At 68.6% G+C, this 16,937-nt stretch carries 15 protein-coding genes; 9 read left to right on the top strand and 6 right to left on the bottom strand.

Annotated features, from left to right (window positions below; translation table 11 throughout):
• Positions 1-49: 49 nt before the first annotated feature.
• From GRC12_RS00235 to GRC12_RS00215, 5 genes are all read left to right on the top strand, one after another.
• A complete protein-coding gene (locus tag GRC12_RS00235) occupies positions 50-1,651 on the top strand; it encodes a class I adenylate-forming enzyme family protein (RefSeq protein ID WP_244371819.1) in 1,602 nt (533 codons plus the stop codon).
• Entirely contained in the window at positions 1,648-2,871 is a 1,224-nt protein-coding gene (locus GRC12_RS00230; RefSeq protein ID WP_208776536.1) for an acetyl-CoA C-acetyltransferase, read from the top strand. The genes GRC12_RS00235 and GRC12_RS00230 overlap by 4 nt, the downstream gene beginning before the upstream one ends.
• A 58-nt stretch (positions 2,872-2,929) precedes the next feature.
• The gene (locus GRC12_RS00225) at positions 2,930-3,667 is read left to right on the top strand and encodes an SDR family NAD(P)-dependent oxidoreductase (RefSeq protein WP_208776535.1); all 738 of its coding nucleotides are present in this window, start codon (positions 2,930-2,932) and stop codon (positions 3,665-3,667) included.
• 1 nt (position 3,668) lies between these two features.
• The gene (locus GRC12_RS00220) at positions 3,669-4,886 is read left to right on the top strand and encodes an acyl-CoA dehydrogenase family protein (RefSeq protein ID WP_208776534.1); all 1,218 of its coding nucleotides are present in this window, start codon (positions 3,669-3,671) and stop codon (positions 4,884-4,886) included.
• Positions 4,887-5,151: 265 nt separating this feature from the next.
• Positions 5,152-6,891 (top strand): acyl-CoA dehydrogenase, encoded by a 1,740-nt coding sequence (locus GRC12_RS00215; RefSeq protein ID WP_308286423.1) that lies wholly within the window; start codon positions 5,152-5,154, stop codon positions 6,889-6,891.
• An 86-nt stretch (positions 6,892-6,977) separates the two neighbouring features.
• Here the strand turns inward: GRC12_RS00215 and GRC12_RS00210 are convergent, their stop codons facing one another.
• The 4 genes from GRC12_RS00210 to GRC12_RS00195 are packed head-to-tail and all read right to left on the bottom strand — an operon-like array spanning position 6,978 to position 10,878.
• The gene (locus tag GRC12_RS00210) at positions 6,978-7,811 is read right to left on the bottom strand and encodes an SDR family oxidoreductase (protein WP_208776533.1); all 834 of its coding nucleotides are present in this window, start codon (positions 7,809-7,811) and stop codon (positions 6,978-6,980) included.
• A 37-nt stretch (positions 7,812-7,848) separates the two neighbouring features.
• Complete coding sequence (locus tag GRC12_RS00205) at positions 7,849-8,670, bottom strand: enoyl-CoA hydratase-related protein (protein WP_208776532.1); 822 nt, start codon at positions 8,668-8,670, stop codon at positions 7,849-7,851.
• Positions 8,667-9,569 carry a fumarylacetoacetate hydrolase family protein gene (locus tag GRC12_RS00200; RefSeq protein WP_208776531.1) on the bottom strand — a complete coding sequence of 301 codons (903 nt, stop codon included), beginning with the start codon at positions 9,567-9,569 and terminating at the stop codon, positions 8,667-8,669. The genes GRC12_RS00205 and GRC12_RS00200 overlap by 4 nt, the downstream gene beginning before the upstream one ends.
• Positions 9,570-9,585: 16 nt before the next feature.
• Positions 9,586-10,878: a CaiB/BaiF CoA transferase family protein gene (locus tag GRC12_RS00195; protein WP_244371818.1), complete on the bottom strand. Its 1,293-nt coding sequence runs from the start codon at positions 10,876-10,878 to the stop codon at positions 9,586-9,588.
• A gap of 304 nt (positions 10,879-11,182) precedes the next feature.
• On the opposite strand from GRC12_RS00195, the gene GRC12_RS00190 reads away from it, so the two are divergent.
• Together GRC12_RS00190 and GRC12_RS00185 are read left to right on the top strand one after the other, a co-directional pair.
• Complete coding sequence (locus tag GRC12_RS00190) at positions 11,183-11,935, top strand: IclR family transcriptional regulator (protein WP_208776529.1); 753 nt, start codon at positions 11,183-11,185, stop codon at positions 11,933-11,935.
• A gap of 248 nt (positions 11,936-12,183) precedes the next feature.
• Positions 12,184-12,891 (top strand): GntR family transcriptional regulator, encoded by a 708-nt coding sequence (locus GRC12_RS00185; RefSeq protein WP_208776528.1) that lies wholly within the window; start codon positions 12,184-12,186, stop codon positions 12,889-12,891.
• Positions 12,892-12,926: 35 nt separating this feature from the next.
• On the opposite strand, the gene GRC12_RS00180 is transcribed toward GRC12_RS00185, so the two are convergent.
• Together GRC12_RS00180 and GRC12_RS00175 are read right to left on the bottom strand one after the other, a co-directional pair.
• The gene (locus GRC12_RS00180) at positions 12,927-13,796 is read right to left on the bottom strand and encodes a fumarylacetoacetate hydrolase family protein (protein ID WP_208776527.1); all 870 of its coding nucleotides are present in this window, start codon (positions 13,794-13,796) and stop codon (positions 12,927-12,929) included.
• A 134-nt stretch (positions 13,797-13,930) separates the two neighbouring features.
• Complete coding sequence (locus tag GRC12_RS00175; RefSeq protein WP_308286422.1) at positions 13,931-14,416, bottom strand: flavin reductase family protein; 486 nt, start codon at positions 14,414-14,416, stop codon at positions 13,931-13,933.
• A 411-nt stretch (positions 14,417-14,827) separates the two neighbouring features.
• Here GRC12_RS00175 and GRC12_RS00170 point away from each other — a divergent pair, with 411 nt between their 5' ends.
• On the top strand, positions 14,828-15,688 hold the full coding sequence (locus GRC12_RS00170; RefSeq protein ID WP_208776526.1) for a cupin domain-containing protein: 861 nt from the start codon (positions 14,828-14,830) through the stop codon (positions 15,686-15,688).
• Positions 15,685-16,902 (top strand): DUF3500 domain-containing protein, encoded by a 1,218-nt coding sequence (locus GRC12_RS00165; protein WP_208776525.1) that lies wholly within the window; start codon positions 15,685-15,687, stop codon positions 16,900-16,902. The genes GRC12_RS00170 and GRC12_RS00165 overlap by 4 nt, the downstream gene beginning before the upstream one ends.
• Positions 16,903-16,937: the final 35 nt, after the last annotated feature.

Raw genomic sequence — 16,937 nt, 5'->3', positions numbered from 1 at the left:
CCGCTATCGGGAAGGCCAGCCCCACGGCATCGAACCTGAATTCCACACCATGCTGGAGATGTTTCAGGCCTCGGTCAGGCGCGCACCGGACCAGGTCGCGCTCCGCTACTTCGACGGCGAACTCACCGTCGCGCAGCTCGACCAGGCCTCCGACGCGCTCGCGCTCACCCTGCTGGACCGGGGGTTCCAACCCGGCGATCGACTGGCCGTCTACGTGCAGAACAACCCCGGCTTCGTCGTCGGTCTGCTCGGCGCGTGGAAGGCCGGAGGCGGCGCTGTCGCGATCAATCCCATGAACAAGGGCCGAGAGCTCGCCTTCATGCTCACCGATTCCGGCGCGACGGCACTGCTCTGCCTGGACGAGCTGTACCCGGCTGTCGTACGCGATGTCATCGCGTCCAGGCAGACCCGTGTGGGCACGGTGATCACCACCTCGGAGCTGGACTGGCAGACCCGCGACGACGAGCGCGTGCTGCGGACGCCACGCCGACCTGTCGCCGACGGCACGCTCGACCTCCTGGACATCGTGGCCGCCCACGATGGACGGCGGACCGAAGCATCAGCCCCGAAACCGGACGACATCGCGGTGCTGACCTACACGTCCGGGACCACCGGCCGGCCCAAGGGCGCGATGAACACCCACGGCACGATGGTGTACGGCTGCTACAACTTCCGCGAGTGGCTCGGGCTCACTTCACGGGACAGCGTGCTCGGGATCGCGCCGTTGTTCCACATCACCGGACTGGTCGGCCATGTCGGTCTGGCTCTGTTGCTGCCGTGCCCGCTCGTGCTCGCGCACCGCTTCCATCCCGCGGTCGTGCTGGACGCGTTGCGTGAGCACCGGCCCACCTTCACGGTTGCCGCGATCACCGCTCTCACCAGGCTGGCCGAAGAGTCCAGCCGGCCGGCGGAGGACTTCTCGTCGTTGCGGATCGTGTATTCCGGCGGCGCGCCGATCGCACCCGCCGTGAACGAGGCGTTCGAGGCCAGAACGGGGATCTATATCCACAACATCTACGGGTTGACCGAGACCAACGCGCCGACCCACGCCACCCCGCTGGGCGCCACCGCTCCCGTCGATCCCGCCTCGGGGGCGCTGTCCATCGGCGTGCCGGTCTTCGGCACCGTCGTCCGCATCCTCGGCGACGACGGCGAGGAACTGCCGGTCGGGCAGGTGGGCGAGATCGCGATCAGCGGCCCGCAGGTGATCCCGGGCTACTGGAACCGGCCCGAGGAGTCGGCCGCTGCCCTGCCCGGCGGTGAACTGCGCACCGGCGACGTCGGCTTCATGGACGAGGAGGGCTGGTTCTACCTCGTCGACCGCAAGAAGGACATGATCAACGCCTCCGGTTACAAGGTGTGGCCCCGGGAGGTCGAAGACCTTCTCTACACCCATCCGGCGATCCGGGAAGTGGCCGTCGTCGGGGTCCCCGACACGTACCGCGGGGAGACCGTCAAGGCCTTCGTCTCCCTGCACCCCGGTGTGACGGCGACGCCGGACGAGATCATCCAGTACGCCAAGGAGAACATGGCCGCCTACAAGTACCCGCGCCTAGTCGAGATCGTCGACGAACTGCCCAGGACGACCACCGGCAAGATCCTGCGCCGCCGGCTCCGTGACAACCCGCCCCAGGAGAGTGCGAGCCGATGACCGAAGCAGTGATAGTGGCGGCGGCACGATCAGCCATCGGCCGTGCCCGCAAAGGTTCGCTCGTCGACGTGCGCGCGGACGACCTCGCGGCCGAAGTCATCGGAAAGACCCTGCTCGCAGTTCCCCAGGTGCAGCCGCATGACATCAACGACCTCTACCTGGGCGCCTGGGAGCAGAGCGGTGAACAGGGGGAGAACATCGCCCGGCGCGTCGCCGTGCTGTCGGGGTGGGATCACGTTCCCGCCGCCTCCGTGAACCGAGGCTGCGGTTCGAGCCTGGAGACGACCCGCATGGCCGCCAACGCGATACGCGCGGGCGACGGAGACGTGTTCGTCTCCGCCGGCGTGGAGAGCGTCTCGCGCTACGCGGTCGAGACGGCGGTCGGCGCGGGCGTCCCGGTCTTCCACAACCCGCGCTTCGCGGAGGCCGAGCAGCGCACCAAGGCGGGCGCCGCCACCAACGCCGGATGGCGTGATCCCCGGGAGGACGGTGCGCTTCCCGACATCTACGTCTCGATGGGCCAGACCGCCGAGAACGTGGCTCTCGCCGCGCAGGTGAGCCGCCGCGACCAGGACGAGTTCGCGGTGCTCTCCCAGCAACGCGCGATACGCGCCCTGGACGACGGCGTGTTCACCGACGAGATCGTCCCGGTGACACTGCCCGACGGCGGCGTGTTCGAGATCGACGAATGCCCCAGGCGCGGCACGTCCTATGACGCGGTGTCCGGGCTCAAGCCGGTCTTCCGCGAGAACGGTACGGTCACCGCCGCGAACAGCTGCCCCCTCAACGACGGTGCCGCCGCGGTCGTCGTCATGAGCGACGCCCGCGCCCGGGACCTGGGACTGGACCCGCTCGCCCGCATCGTCTCCTTCGGCTCCTGCGGCCTGTCCCCCGAGATCATGGGACTGGGGCCGGTCGAAGCGAGCCGGCGCGCGCTGGCGAACGCCGGGCTGACGATGGGCGACATCGACCTCGTCGAGATCAACGAGGCGTTCGCCGCGCAGGTCCTGGCCTCGCAGCGGGCCCTCGGGATCGACATCGACCGGCTCAACGTGCACGGCGGCGCCATCGCCCTCGGCCACCCGTTCGGCATGACGGGCGCCCGCATCACCTCCACACTGCTGAACGCGCTACGACGTCATGACGGCCGGTTCGGCCTCGAAACCATGTGCATCGGCGGAGGCCAGGGCCTCGCCATGGTCATCGAGCGACTGCGCTGACCTCTCCCGCACCCTTCATTCACTCGTACCAGGCCCGTTCGTACTAGAAGGAACTCAAATGCCCACAATCTCCTACGACTTCACCGGTCGCAGTGTCATCGTCACCGGCGCGGCGCGTGGAATCGGTCTCGAACTCAGCCGCTTCTTCAGTTCCCATGGGGCGAAGCTCGCCATGGTCGACCTGGACGAACGGGAGTTGAAGGCCGCCGCCAGTACGCTGGGTGCCCTCCCCCTTTCCGCCGACGTCGGGAAGACCTCGGACGTCGAGGATGTGACCAGCACCGTCGTCCGCGAGTTCGGCGGTGTGGACGTCCTCGTCAACAACGCCGGAATCCTCCGTGACGGCGTCGTGTGGAAGCTGAGCGACGACGACTGGAACGCGGTACTCGACGTTCACGCCGGGGGAACGTTCCGGTTCACCCGGGCCTGCGTCCCGCACTTCCGGGCACGGGGCCGTGGGCGCATCATCAACGTCACCTCCTACACCGGCCTGCGCGGCAACACGGGACAGGCCAACTACGCCGCCGCCAAAGCCGGGATCATCGGATTCACGAAGACCACCGCGAAGGAGCTGGCACGGTTCGGCGTCACGGTGAACGCCATCTCCCCCAACGCCCATACCAGGATGGTCGACTCGATTCCCGACGAGAAATTGGCGGAACTCTCCAGCGCCATCCCCCTGGGCCGCTTCGCCGAGCCTGCCGAGATATGCCCGGCCGTCGGATTCCTCGCATCCGATGAAGCGAGCTACATCACGGGCGTGGTGCTGCCCGTCGACGGAGGAATCTCGATCTGATATGGACATCACCGAGACCCAGCGGGTCCGCGATCTCAAGCAGCAGGCCCTGGAGTTCCTGAACGAGCTCGTCATCCCTGCCGAGCCCCTGTACGCGAAGCAGAAAACCCAGATCGGCCCCTGGGAGACTCCGCCCGTGATGAAGGAGCTGAAGAAGGCCGCCCGTGATCGCGGGTTGTGGAACCTCTTCCTTCCGGGAGAGAAGGGAGCGGGCCTGACCAATCTCGAGTACGCGCCCCTCGCCGAGATCACCGGCCGCAGTCCGTGGATCATGCCGGAGGCCCTCAACTGCTCGGCACCCGACACCGGCAACATGGAGATCCTCGCGCAGTTCGCGACACCTGCCGTCCAGAAACGGTGGCTGGAACCGCTTCTCGACGGTGAGATCCGCTCCGCCTACTCCATGACCGAACCCCTGGTCGCCAGTTCCGATGCCAACAACATCGACACGCGGATCACCGAGGACGGTGACGGGTTCCGGATCGACGGCCGCAAGTGGTGGTCCAGCGGCGCGATGAGCCCGGCCTGCAAGGTCGCCATCGTGATGGGCCGCTCGGATCCCGCCGGCGAACGCCACCGGACGCACAGCATGATCGTCGTACCGCTCGACACACCCGGCGTGAACATACTGCGGTCGACCAGCGTGTTCGGCTACACGGACGGCGGCCACGGCGGCCACGCCGAGATCGTCTACGACAACGTCCGGGTCCCTCGCGAGAACCTGCTGGGCGAGCTGCACGGCGGCTTCGCGATCGCCCAGGCGCGTCTGGGCCCTGGGCGGATCCACCATGCGATGCGGCTCATCGGCATGGCGGAGCGCGCCTTCGACCTGATGTGCTCACGTGCCCACCAGCGCACTCCGTTCGGGAAACCTCTCGCCGAGCAGGGTGTCTTCCAGGACTGGGTCGCCGAGGCGCGCATCCGCATCGAGACGACCCGGCTGCTCGTGCTGAAGACGGCGTGGCTGATGGACACCGTCGGCAACCGCGGTGCGGCGGTCGAGATCTCCGCCATCAAGGTGGCCGCACCGAGGATGGCCACATGGGTCATCGACCACGCGATCCAGGCCCACGGCGGCGCCGGCGTGAGCCAGGACTTTCCCCTTGCCGAGCTGTACGCCCAGGCGCGCATGCTGCGCATAGCCGACGGACCCGACGAGGTCCACAAGATGTCCCTCGCCCGCCGGGAACTCCGGCGGTTCGCCCCCGGGACGGCCTGATCACGACCGAGGGCGCTGTCGCGGGCCGCGCCTCGGCGGTCCCAGGCACCGGCGTCGGCAGGCTTCCGGTGCCGCGGCCCGGAGCGATCCCGGCCGATTCCGCCGCGGCGCGCCCATCCCGGTGGGATCCGGTCGACCACGACTCCGCCGCCCTCCACCCCCCGCCCGATTCTCAGGAGCGCCCATGGCAGACCCGTCCCCCACGCCCCGCTCACTTCTGCTGTCCCGCCCTGACCTGGAGTTCGCGCTGTACTACTGACTCGACGTGGAGGCGCTCACCAAGCGCGAGCGGTACTCCGACCACACGCGGGAGACGTTCGACGCCGTTCTCGACCTCTGCGCGGAGATCGCGGCGGAACGCTTCGCTCCGCACAACAGACTGAACGACGAGCAGGAACCGAGGATGGTCGACGGCCGGGCCGTGCTGCCGCCCGACGTCAAGACCGCCCTCGACACGGTCGCGGACGCCGGACTGCTCAGCGGGGGCATGGATGCCGGTGTCGGGGGCCTGCAGCTCCCGCAGGTCGTCCAGACGGCCTGTTTCCTCTGGTTCCAGGCGGCGAACATCAGCACATGGGCGTACGCCATGCTGACGGTCGCAGGCGCCAACCTGCTGCTCGCACACGGCAGCGACGACCAGGTGGACACCTATGTCCGCCCCATGCTCGAGGGCCGCTACCACGGCACCATGTGCCTGTCCGAACCGCAGGCCGGATCCTCGCTCGCCGACATCACCTGCCGCGCCGAGCCCCGCGACGACGGCTCCTTCCGCATCTTCGGCAACAAGATGTGGATCTCCGGCGGTGACCACGAGTTGGGCGAGAACATCGTCCATCTGGTGCTGGCGAAGATCCCGGGCGGCCCGCCCGGGGTGAAGGGCATCTCGCTCTTCCTCGTGCCCAAGTACCTGGTGGCGGGCGACGGCTCGCCGGGCGAGCGCAACGACGTGGTTCTCGCCGGGCTGAACCACAAGATGGGGTACCGCGGTACGACGAACACGCTGCTGAACTTCGGCGAGGGCGGATACCGGCCCGGCGGCGAGGCGGGCGCCGTCGGCCACCTCGTGGGCGCGCCGCATCAGGGTCTGCGAGCCATGTTCCACATGATGAACGAGGCGCGGATCGGTGTCGGTGCGGGCGCGACGGCACTGGGATACACCGGCTACCTGAAGTCCCTCGCGTACGCCCGTACCCGCGTCCAGGGACGTCCCGCAGGGACGAAGGACCGTTCCGCGCCGCCGGTGTCCCTGATCGAGCACGCCGACGTGCGGCGCATGCTCCTCGCCCAGAAGTCCTATGTCGAGGGGGCGCTGGGACTCGTCCTCTACTGCGGCAAGCTCCTCGACGAGGAGCACAGCGCGGCCGACGACGCGTCACGGGCACAGGCCCGTCTGCTGCTGGAGGTCCTGACGCCGATCGCGAAGAGCTGGCCGTCCCAGTGGTGCCTGCGCGCGAACGACCTGGCGATCCAGATCCACGGCGGCTACGGCTACACCCGCGAGTACGACGTGGAGCAGCACTACCGGGACAACCGGCTCAACCCCATCCATGAGGGGACCCATGGAATCCAGGCGATCGACCTGTTGGGTCGCAAGGTGGTCATGGACGGCGGGGCCGCGCTCGCCGCTCTCGAAGCGCTTCTGCGGGCCACGATCCGGCGGGCCCGTGCGGTCGGTGGGGAGGCAGCTGGTCTTGCGGTCGCTCTCGATCACGCCCTCACGCGGCTCGTCGAGGTGACCGGGACGATCCACACCGCCGATGTGCCCGCCGGTGTCCGTCTGGCCAACGCCTCGACGTATCTGGAAGCCGCCGGCCACGTCGTGGTGGCCTGGACATGGCTGGAACAGTTCCTCGCGGCCGGTGACGGCGGCGATTCCCTCCGGCGGGGCAAGCGGCAGGCCTGCCGCTACTTCTTCCGTTACGAACTGCCCCACACGGGCCCGCAGTTCGACCTGCTCGCGCGTCTCGACACCACGACGGTGGACACCGACGACACGTGGTTCTGAAACCTTCGCGCGGCTGGTCGCAACGGCTGCGCGCGGTCGTGCGTGCGCGACCCGCCCGACGCCGACCAGTCACCCTGCCTGGGCGATCACCCGGTCAGCGGCGGATCCACGAAGAGGTCGAACTCCGGATCCCGTCCGCCGCCGTAGCGGGCAAGATCCGTGACGCCGGCTTCGACCAGGACGTCGGCGTCGACGAGGGTCTCGCCGGTCTGCTCGTGCGGCGGCCGGGAGAGGACAGCCAGGGCCGCGTCCGCCATGATCTCCGGGCTCCGTGACCGAGAGGCGCTCTCGCCACCGAGGACGTTGGACACGGCGGCGGTCGCGATCATGGTCTGCGGCCACAGGCAGTTCGCGGCGATGCCGTGGTCGGCGAACTCGGCCGCCCAGCCGAGGGTGAGCAGGGTCATGCCGTACTTGGAGAGGGTGTAGCCGGGGTGGGCGCCGAGCCAGCGCGGGGCGAGGTTGAGCGGCGGCGACAGGGTGAGGATGTGGGCGTGGTCGGAGCGTTTCAGATACGGCAGGCAGGCCCGGGTCAGTGCGAAGGTGCCCCTCGTGTTGATCGACTGCATGAGGTCGAAGCGCTTGAGGGGCAGTTCCTCGGTGCCCCGCACATCGAGGGCGCCGGCGTTGTTGACGCAGATGTCGACGCCCCCGAACCGGTCGAGGGCGGTGGCGACCGCGCGCTCGACATCGGCCTGGTCGCGGACGTCACCGACCACGGCGACGGCGGAGCCGCCGGCCGCCTCGATCTCGGCGACCGCCGTGTGCACGGTGCCCGGCAGCCTCGGATCGGGAGTGTCGGTCTTGGCCAGGAACACCGCGTTGGCGCCCTCACGGGCGGCGGCGGTGAGGATGGCGAGCCCGATGCCCCGGCTGCCGCCGGACATCACGACGGTCCGGCCCTTCAGTGATGTCCCCATGCCAGGGATGCTCCCGTCGTCGGTCGTGCGGTGGGTGTCAGCTGCCCGTGAAGTGCGGGAGCCGCTTGTCGAGGAAGGCGAGGGCGCCTTCGCGGAGGTCATTGGAGGTACCGCAGCGGGCCACAGCCTCGTGTGCCAGGTCCAACGCGGCGGTGCCTGCCGCTACGTCGCCTTCGCTGAGACGCCGGACGGCCCGGATGGACGCCTTGGCGGCGCGGATGGAAAGCGGCGCGTTCGCAGCGATGGTGGCGGCGAGCTCGTCGACGACCTTTCCCAGCTCGTCGGGTTCGACGACCCGGTCCACCAGTCCCATGGCGTACGCCTCGGCAGCCGGCAGCCGCCGTCCGGTGAACAGCAGGTCGCTCGCGGCGGCCGGCCCCACGGTCTGGACGAGAGCGGCGGTCTGTTCCAGGGGGTAACCGACACCCAGGCGGGCGGCGGGGATGGCCAGCACGCCGCTGGTGTCGGCGTAGCGGAGGTCCGAGCCCAGGGCGAGGGCCATGCCGGCCCCCAGGCAGTAGCCGTGGATGCGGGCGATGACCGGCACGGAGAGGGCGGACAATTGCGCGAACAGCGTCGTTGCCGCCTCGTCCGCCGCCTGTCGTGCGGCACCGTCCCCCCGGCCCGGGAACTCGCTGATGTCCGCGCCGGAGACGAAGGCCCGTTCGCCGGCGCCGCGGAGGACGACCACGCGTACGCGCGTGTCCTCGTCCATCGCCTGCAGGGCGACGGCGAGTTCGGTCATCATCGCCACGGAGAGCGCGTTGTGCCGTGCCGGGTTGCTGATCTCCACGGTGCCGACGGCGTCCCGTACCTCCGTGCGGATCCGTGGTGAGGAGTTCACGTTCGCCATGGTCATCCGGCCTTCTCGTCCACGAAGCGGTTGCGCAGTGCACCGATGCCCTCGATGCGCACCTCGAACTCCGAGCCGTGGCGCAGCAGGACCTTCGGCTCGCGGGCGAAGCCCACCCCCGCCGGGGTGCCGGTAAGGATCAAGTCGCCGGGCTCCAGAGTCATGACAGTGGTGATGTAGGCCAGCAACTCAGGTATGCCGAAGATGAGTTGGGAGGTGCGGTCGTCCTGGAGCACCATCCCGTCGAGGGTGCCGGCAATGCCCAGGTCGGGCCGGACGCCGCCGAGCTGCGCGGCCGGGACGACGACCGGACCGAGAGGAGTGAGTCCGTCCCACGCCTTGCCGGCGGTCCGCTGCGAGGTGTGGAACTGGAAGTCCCGGACCGAGACGTCATTGGCGGCGGTGTAACCGAACACGATGCTCTCCGCGTCCTCGATCGCGATGCGACGCCCCCGGACACCGATGACCACGGCGAGCTCGCTCTCGTAGTCGATCTGGTCCGACTCCGGTGGCAGCGCAAGCTCGGCGAAAGGCGCCGCCAGCGAGGTGTGCCACTTCGCGAAAAGGTCGGGGCGAGCCGGTCCCGCGTCGCGGCCGCCCTCACGCACGTGTGCGAGGTAGTTCTGACCGACGCAGATGATCTTCCCTGGACGTCCGACCGGGCTCATCAGCAGACTGTCCGGCGCGTCGATCACAGCGCCGGCACTGATGGCCGCCGGGTCTCCCTCGGCCGCTTCGAGGAGCGCGGGCAGGTCGTCGAAGGTGTCGTCGTCCACGAGAGCGAGGCGTGCCTGGGTCGCTCCGTGCCGCCGCAGCACGACCATGGGTTCGCCACCGTGCAGGACCCGGGCGAGACCGAGACCTTGCGTCCAGTTCGCGGGTGACACGCGCGTCGGAATGATCATGAAGGTGCCTCCTGACTCATTTCTGCGCCTCGGCGGCGCGGGGGGCCGAGGCGGCCGTTGCCGTCCTCGCGGAAGCGGCGCCGGTCGTGGCGCCGGCGTCCGGCACGCCGACGACACCGTCTTCGACCAGGGCGGCCACCCGCTGGTCGTCGTATCCGAGTTCGGCGAGGACCGCGCGCGAGCTCGCGCCCACCCCGGGGGCGCGGCCGCGGGCGCGCGGCGCGCCGTCGGCGACGATGGGAGTGTTGACGATCGTCGGTTCTCCGAAGCGCTCGGAGTCGTGCACGAACAGGCCGCGCGCGGCGAACTGTTCGTCGATGAGGATGTCCCCGATACCGTTGACCGGGCCGCAGGGCACGCCGGCCGCACGGAGCAGACCCATCCAGTGATCGCGCGGAGCCCTGGCGAAGCGCGCCTGAATGATCTCCGCCAGGGGCGCCCGGTGCAGGAAGCGCTCGTACTCCGTGGCGAAACGCGGATCGTCGCGCAGGTCGAGCTCCAGGACGGCACACAGGGCCTCCCACGCCCGGTCGACCGCACCGAGGACGAGGGTGGCGCCGTCCTGGCAGGTGAACGCCTCGTACGGCGCGGCCAGGCGGTGTGCCGTGCCGAGGGGGGCCGGTTCCACGCCGGTCGCCACGTAGTCGGCGACCTCCCACAGCGACCAGGCGGCCACCGAGTCCGCGAGCGCGACGTCGATGTACGCACCACCGCCCCCGGCGCGGGCACGCAACAGAGCGGCCAGGACACCGATCGCCCCCCACATGCCGGTCCCCACGTCCGACACGGGGAACCCCGCCTTGGCGAGCCGCCCGTCGGTGGTGCCGGTGACGGACATCAGCCCGCTGTAGGCCTGCGCGATCAGGTCGATGCCCTTCGCGTCGCGCATCGGCCCGAACTGTCCGAAGCCGGAGATGGAGCAGTAGACGAGGTCGGGGCACTCCGGGCGCAAGTCCTCGTAGCCCAGCCCCAGACGCGCCATGGCGCCCGCCCGGAAGTTCTCCACCAGGACGTCACTGCGCCGCGCCAGGGCTCGCACGATGTCGGCGCCCTCGGGCGACTTCATGTCGACGGCGAGGCTGCCCTTGTCACGGTGGGTCAGGTCGAAGGGGATGGACCTGTGGTCCGGGCCCATCCGGCGCGCGCGCAGGCGGTCTCCGGTGACCGGTTCGATCTTTAGGACGTCCGCGCCCAGATCGGACAGGATCGTCGTGCAGTAAGGACCGGCCAGGGCCCCGGTCACGTCAAGGACCCTCACCCCCCGAAGGAAGGCCGGGCCGGGCTCGGTGGACTCCGCTGTCGCTGCCATTGCGCCCTTCGTTCTCCTGCTCGGTCCATTGTGCGGACCGATGGACCGCTAAGAGGACCTGCGGCAAAGTTAGGTCCGGGAGCCGGGAGCGTCAAGGGTGGACCGATTGCCGCTGCGCTCCTCCTCGGGCCCGGCGCGGACGATCGGCCGACTGTCGGACCCTGAGGGCGCAGACGTGCTCCGGCCTTGTTACCGCACCGTCTCGACAGAACCGCACGGTGCACGGTGACCCCGGTGTACCGCCCGGACGATGTGGCACCATCACAGGGACAAGCACCAACCAGCTGCGAACGAGGGCAGGACGATGCGGAGCGTCACCACGGCACTGCGGGTACTCGAGGCCGTGGCGGTCAACCAGCCGATCGGGCTCAGCGCGCTGACGCGGACCCTGGGCCTGCCCAAGACCACCGTGCAGCGCAGTCTGGCGACACTCGCGGAGTCCGGCTGGATCGAGCAGCAGGCGAGCACAGGCCGATGGCAGGTCGGCGTCCGTACCTTCGTCGTCGGCAGCGCAGTCGCCGCCCGCGGTGGACTGCGGCCCGCCGCTCTGCCCACGATGAGGGACCTCGGCGCAGAAGTCGGGGAGACCGTGCACCTCATGGTTCCGGCCGGCCGGGACGTCGTCCTCGTCGAGCGGGTCGACAGCCCCCAGCCCGTCCGGGCGGTGGCCCCCCTCGGGGCCCGGGGCCCGCTGCACGCCACGTCGAACGGCAAAGCCGTCCTCGCCGCCCTGCCGCAGGACGAGGTGAAGGCGTACATCGAGGGCGGCCTTCAGGCGGTCACTCCGCACACGATCACCGACCCCGAGCGACTGCGGACCGAGCTGGACGGCATCAATGAAGCCGGATTCGCCGTCTGCCAGGAAGAGGTCGAGGAGGGTGTCGTCTCCGTCGGCGCCGCCATCCGCCCCGGGCACGGGCGTCCGGTCGCCTCGCTTTCGATCTCCGGCCCCAAGAGCCGTATGTCCCCCGAACTCCTCATGTCCTACGGCGAAAAGGTCCGCCTCGCCGCCGAAGCGATCGCCGTGGCCCTCCCGGTCAACGCCGACCTGACCTGATCCCGGCCGCCGACGGTGATGCCGCCGGCTCCACGGAGACACAGGCATCAGGCCGAGACGACGTCGCTGTCAGGCGCGAGCCCGGGCGCTTCACAAACCCGAGCCGCTCCACCGAAACCAGCCGCACGTAATCGCCGGGCTCCGCAATATTCACCACCAGGAAACGAGACTGGACCCGTTACGCCGTGATTCCGTCAGAACAAGGTGAGTCCGTCCGACTGCGGACCGAACTCCCTTATGATATGGCCATGGCAGAGGGGAAGAGCGCGTCGAACAAAGCACGGCCGATGAGCGAAAAGGCCTACGAGACGCTGCGCGAAGGCATCGTGCGCTGCGAACTGGCACCGGGCACATGGATCAAGGCCTCCGAGCTTTCGGAACAGCTCGGCCTGGGGCGAACGCCGACGATCCAGGCACTGCAACGCCTCGAGGCGGCTGGGTTCACGCGCCCGGTGAAGCGCAAGGGCTGGCAGGTCACACCAGTGACCCTGCAGCATGTCCACGACATCCTCGAAACCTTCGAGCTGACCGCCCCGGGCCTGGTGACGCTGGTCACAAGAAATGCCACCGACGAGCAGATTGCCGCACTGCGCGAATTGGTGACGTCATGGGCGCCGGGCCGTCCCGCGTCGGAAGCCAGGCCCGACTTCAGAGCCAACCCGTTTCGATATCTCGTTCAGATTTGCCATAATCCCGTGATGACGGAATTGGCGATGCCCTTAGCGGCGCATGTGGAACGCATACTCAATTTCGGACTACGACAACACGAGCCCCTCGACACCGCTTACGTCCGATGGCGCGACGCCGCTTTCGAGGCCATGGTGGCCCGGGACGGTGTGCGCGCGGGAGAAGCGATTCTCGAACTGATCCGCCTGGGTTCGACGGAGATCTATCGGATTCTTCGAGAGTCGCAGGCCATCCGGTCGGTTCCACTACAGATCGAACGCGCGTCCTGAAGGGACGGTGCGCGCGGGCCGCCAGGCACGTCGGTTCATCGTGAACGCTCCTGCGCTGCGGCGATGCGGTTCCGCAGGACTCCGACGCCAGACACCTCGATCTCGGTCACATCGCCGGGAACGAGGAAGCGCGGCGGTTTCGCGACCAGCCCGACACCGCCCGGAGTGCCGGTGGCGATCACGTCGCCGGGCGCCAGGGACGTGAAGCCGGTGACGTACCCCAGAATGGCGGTGAAGTCGAAGACGAGCTGATCCAGTGTGGCATCCTGCCGCAGCTCGCCGTTGACTCGCGTGGTGAGCCGTACGGACCCGAGGTCGTCGAACTCATCCGTCGTGACCAGCCAGGGGCCGAACGAACCGACACCTAGGAAGTTCTTGCCGGGCAGCCACTGACTGTTGTGCAGCTGCCAGTCCCGTGCGCTCAGATCGTTGTAGATCGACAATCCGGCGATCGCCGCTCGCGCGTCGGCCTCCGTCTCGATCATCGACACATGGCGTCCGATGACGATGGCGACCTCTCCTTCGTAGTCCAGCTGCCGTGTGTTCGGCGGATGCACGACGAGCTGTTCGTGACCGACCTGGGTGTCGGCGAACCGGCTGAAGACAGTGGGGTGTTCGGGCTTGTCGACATGCCCGGTCTCCTCACGGTGGTCGACATAGTTGACACCCACGCACAGGATTTTGGAGGGGTCCGGAACCGGCGGGAGGTACTCGATGTCGGCCAGCGAGTGGGTGGTCTCGCGACCCGCACTGAGTTGCTCCAGCCGGCCCACGAGGTCCCGTTCCAGCAGCTCGCGGACGGAGGTGGCCTCTCCGCCGAGCGCCTCGGCGCCGTCGATGACGCCGTCGGCCGACAGGACGCCGAACGAGACTCTGTCGCCGACGCGATAGGTGAGCAGCTTCATTGGTGTCAACCCCTCCTGCAGTCACGCTGTGACCACACGGTGATCAAGGCACGATGCCCGGCCCACGAGCTCGGCACTTTCGAGGGGACGGGGAAACGTCCCCAGTCCGTCATGTGGGAGAGCGGAACGCCCGGCTACTCCGGCCGCGCAGGTGGCGTGACCGCGCCGCGAGAGGCCTGGTCCCCTGGGGCCGAACCCATGTAGCGGCTGCGGTGAAACACCAGCGGTTGTTCCCCCGGAGCCGCGGCGAGATCGGCGACTTCACCGATCACGATGAAGTGGTCTCCGGCCTCGTGCAACGTCGAGATCCGGCAGTCGATCCACGCCGCCACTCCTTCGAGCACGGGCGAGCCGGTCACGGGTGCCGGACGCCACGAGAGACCGGCGAACTTGTCGGCCCCGCTCGTGGCGAACGCCTTGGACACGTGCTGTTGGTTCACGGTGAGCACGTTGGCGCAGAAGGCACCGGCATCGCGAATCCGCGGGAAGCTGGTCGATGACGCGGCGGGCAGAAAGCCGACCAACGGCGGATCCAACGACACCGAGAGGAAGGTGCCGACCGCCAGGCCGACCGGCTCACCCCGGTCAATTGCCGTCACCACGACCACGCTGGTGGGCACGGCCGAGAGGACGTCACGGAAACGGGCGGGTTCCACTGCCACTGCTGCACTGCCTCCGGCTGGGCGACTCTCCGAGTCAGACGGTGATGTCCATGTCACTGCTGCTGTCCCTTCCAGTCAGACGGGCACCAGGAACCGCGGACGATGCCCGATGGAGCCACTCCGAACCTAACATAGAGATATCTAAGCTGAGAATAAACATTTCTATTGACAGTTATGATCCTCTGTGTTGCGATCTGAGATATGGTTCATTCGGGGATACGGTGGTGATCACCGGCGCGAGAGGTCGCCATGTCGCTGCATGCGCACCATGCCCGCGGAGGGCTCCGGTCTTCGTCGGCCGATCGCACGGCCCTCGCCCGGTGGGCCCTCGCGCAGCAAGAGAACGCCACCCAGAGGAGGAGTGAGGCGATGTCGCCCATCACGCCGCGAACACGCATGCAGTACGTCCGCCCCTTCGATCCGGACAAGGCCATCGACACGGGGTTCCCGGGATATCGCGCCCAGTTCCTCGCCCATCTGGAGAGCGCGATCCTCATCAACAGCCACATCGAGGAAGGCGGTTGCGGCCCGGGGCTGCACTACCACCACGTCGACCAGCTCTACTACCTGATGGAGGGGACGATGAACGTCCAGCTGGGCCACGAGGTCCAGCGCATCGAGGCGGGCACTCTCGTGTTCATCCCGGCAGGCCTGGCACACCGCAACTGGAACGACGGGCCTGGCGCCGAGACCCACTTCGAGATGCTGATACCGGCCCCCGGGCCGATGGCCCAGCTCGCGCTCATGGTGGACTCCCCCGAGGACGTACCGGCCACCGACCGCACCGACCTCGCCGGTTACACCCGCCGCGTCGAACCCGACGCGCTGCAGGAACCGCTGCCGGGTCTCAAGTCGCTTCCGCTGGCCGGTCCCGGCACCGGCTCGAAGCACACCGTCGTCAACTACATGGAAGTCGCTCCCGGCGGCGCCGGACCGGGCACCCACATCCACGCCTTCGACCAGTACTACCTGGTGCTGGAGGGCGAGCTGACCGTCGAGGTCGCCCTTGAGAAGCACGTAGTGGGTCCCAACACTCTCGTCGTCCTGCCGGCAGGAGTACCGCACCGGCAGTACAACACCGGCACGGTGACCGAGAAGCACGTGGCGGTGCTCTCGCCCGCGCCCGAGCCGGTCAAGCCCTGGGACAGCGGTGTGGACTTCAGCGCCAACGGTGACGACGCCACCGGCCCGCAGTCCGTCTTCGAGCCGGTGGGAGCGGGGCAGCCATGAGCAGTCTGCACGGTGGGTACCGGCCGCGTCCGGAACACCTGGCGTTGAAGCGCGGCGCGGTGGACTTCTCCGACGACGCCGGTGTGGCGGCGATCATGAAGCTCGTGGGGAACGCGGAACTGCCGCCGGTGGCGGAAACCGCCGGCGATCCCTTCGTCGGGGTCACGACCGACGGGCAGCCCCTCACCGACCTGTTCGCCCTTGCGGACGAGGGTGCCCCGACCGAGAAGGCGGCACACCAGGCACGGCGTTATCTGGATCAGCTCACGACGGCGCAACAGACGCTTGGTGTGCTGCCGATCGACGCCACCGAATGGCGCATGTGGTCCAACGCCTTTCTGACGTTCCCCGAACACGGCCTGCTGTTGCAGGAGTTGCCCGGCTCCGCGCGTGACGCCGCGCTGTCCGTGGTCGAAGCCTCCATCAGTTGCGCGGGATACGAGCGGCTGCGCGACGCGATGCGTCTCAACGCCGAACTGGGCAAGCTGGTCGGCACGTACCCGGACACGCTCACCGAGTACTGCTACTGGTTCACGCTGTTCGGTGAGCCGTCAGTCGAGCAGCCGTGGGGCTGGCAGCTGACCGGCCACCACATCGACCTGCACGCGGTCTTCGTCGGCGGCCAGTTGGTCCTCACACCGGCCTTCCTGGGCGTGGAGTTCGGCGGTGACGCCGTGTTCCCCGACCACCGCCAACGCGCCCGGGAGTTCATGGCGTCGCTCAGCGCGCCGCAGCGGGACCGGGCTTTGCTGTACGGCTCGATGCTGTCGGCGGAACTTCCCCCCGAACTGGCGGGCATCGTCGACGGCCGCCACCGCACGGGAGCCGGCCGCGACAATCGTGTGCTGCCGTACGTCGGGCTGGCCGGCGACGAGCTGACTCCGGGCCAGCGGGAGCTGCTGTTGTCGCTCACGGATACGTACTTGGAGAGTCTGCCCCCGGATCCGCGTGCGCACCGCCGGAACCAGGTCGAGCGTTTCCTCGACGACACCCATGTGGGATGGATCGGAACCTGGGACGAGGGCGCGCCCTTCTACTACCGGGTGCACAGCCCCGTTGTGCTGATCGAGTACGACAACCACGCCGGCATCTTCCTCGACAACGACGAACCGGAGCCGTTCCACGTGCACACCATCGTGCGCACTCCCAACGGCGGCGACTACGGCAAGGACCTGCTGCGCCGGCACTACGCACAGCACCATCCCGGCAACTGACGGAACGTCACGAAGTGCTCACGCCCAGCCTCAGC

Origin of the sequence: Streptomyces griseorubiginosus (assembly GCF_017614965.1) — a bacterium.
Lineage (GTDB): Bacteria > Actinomycetota > Actinomycetes > Streptomycetales > Streptomycetaceae > Streptomyces > Streptomyces griseorubiginosus_B.
Note: the sequence above shows the minus strand (reverse complement) of the source record. Positions and strands in the feature narration are given on the sequence as shown.

Coding starts and splice junctions, on each gene's coding strand:
- GRC12_RS00235 (WP_244371819.1), top strand. CDS start 50: ATGCTGGAGATGTTTCAGGCCTCGGTCAGGCGCGCACCGGACCAGGTC.
- GRC12_RS00230 (WP_208776536.1), top strand. CDS start 1,648: ATGACCGAAGCAGTGATAGTGGCGGCGGCACGATCAGCCATCGGCCGT.
- GRC12_RS00225 (WP_208776535.1), top strand. CDS start 2,930: ATGCCCACAATCTCCTACGACTTCACCGGTCGCAGTGTCATCGTCACC.
- GRC12_RS00220 (WP_208776534.1), top strand. CDS start 3,669: ATGGACATCACCGAGACCCAGCGGGTCCGCGATCTCAAGCAGCAGGCC.
- GRC12_RS00210 (WP_208776533.1), bottom strand. CDS start 7,811: ATGGGGACATCACTGAAGGGCCGGACCGTCGTGATGTCCGGCGGCAGC.
- GRC12_RS00205 (WP_208776532.1), bottom strand. CDS start 8,670: ATGACCATGGCGAACGTGAACTCCTCACCACGGATCCGCACGGAGGTA.
- GRC12_RS00200 (WP_208776531.1), bottom strand. CDS start 9,569: ATGATCATTCCGACGCGCGTGTCACCCGCGAACTGGACGCAAGGTCTC.
- GRC12_RS00195 (WP_244371818.1), bottom strand. CDS start 10,878: ATGGCAGCGACAGCGGAGTCCACCGAGCCCGGCCCGGCCTTCCTTCGG.
- GRC12_RS00190 (WP_208776529.1), top strand. CDS start 11,183: ATGCGGAGCGTCACCACGGCACTGCGGGTACTCGAGGCCGTGGCGGTC.
- GRC12_RS00185 (WP_208776528.1), top strand. CDS start 12,184: ATGGCAGAGGGGAAGAGCGCGTCGAACAAAGCACGGCCGATGAGCGAA.
- GRC12_RS00180 (WP_208776527.1), bottom strand. CDS start 13,796: ATGAAGCTGCTCACCTATCGCGTCGGCGACAGAGTCTCGTTCGGCGTC.
- GRC12_RS00170 (WP_208776526.1), top strand. CDS start 14,828: ATGTCGCCCATCACGCCGCGAACACGCATGCAGTACGTCCGCCCCTTC.
- GRC12_RS00165 (WP_208776525.1), top strand. CDS start 15,685: ATGAGCAGTCTGCACGGTGGGTACCGGCCGCGTCCGGAACACCTGGCG.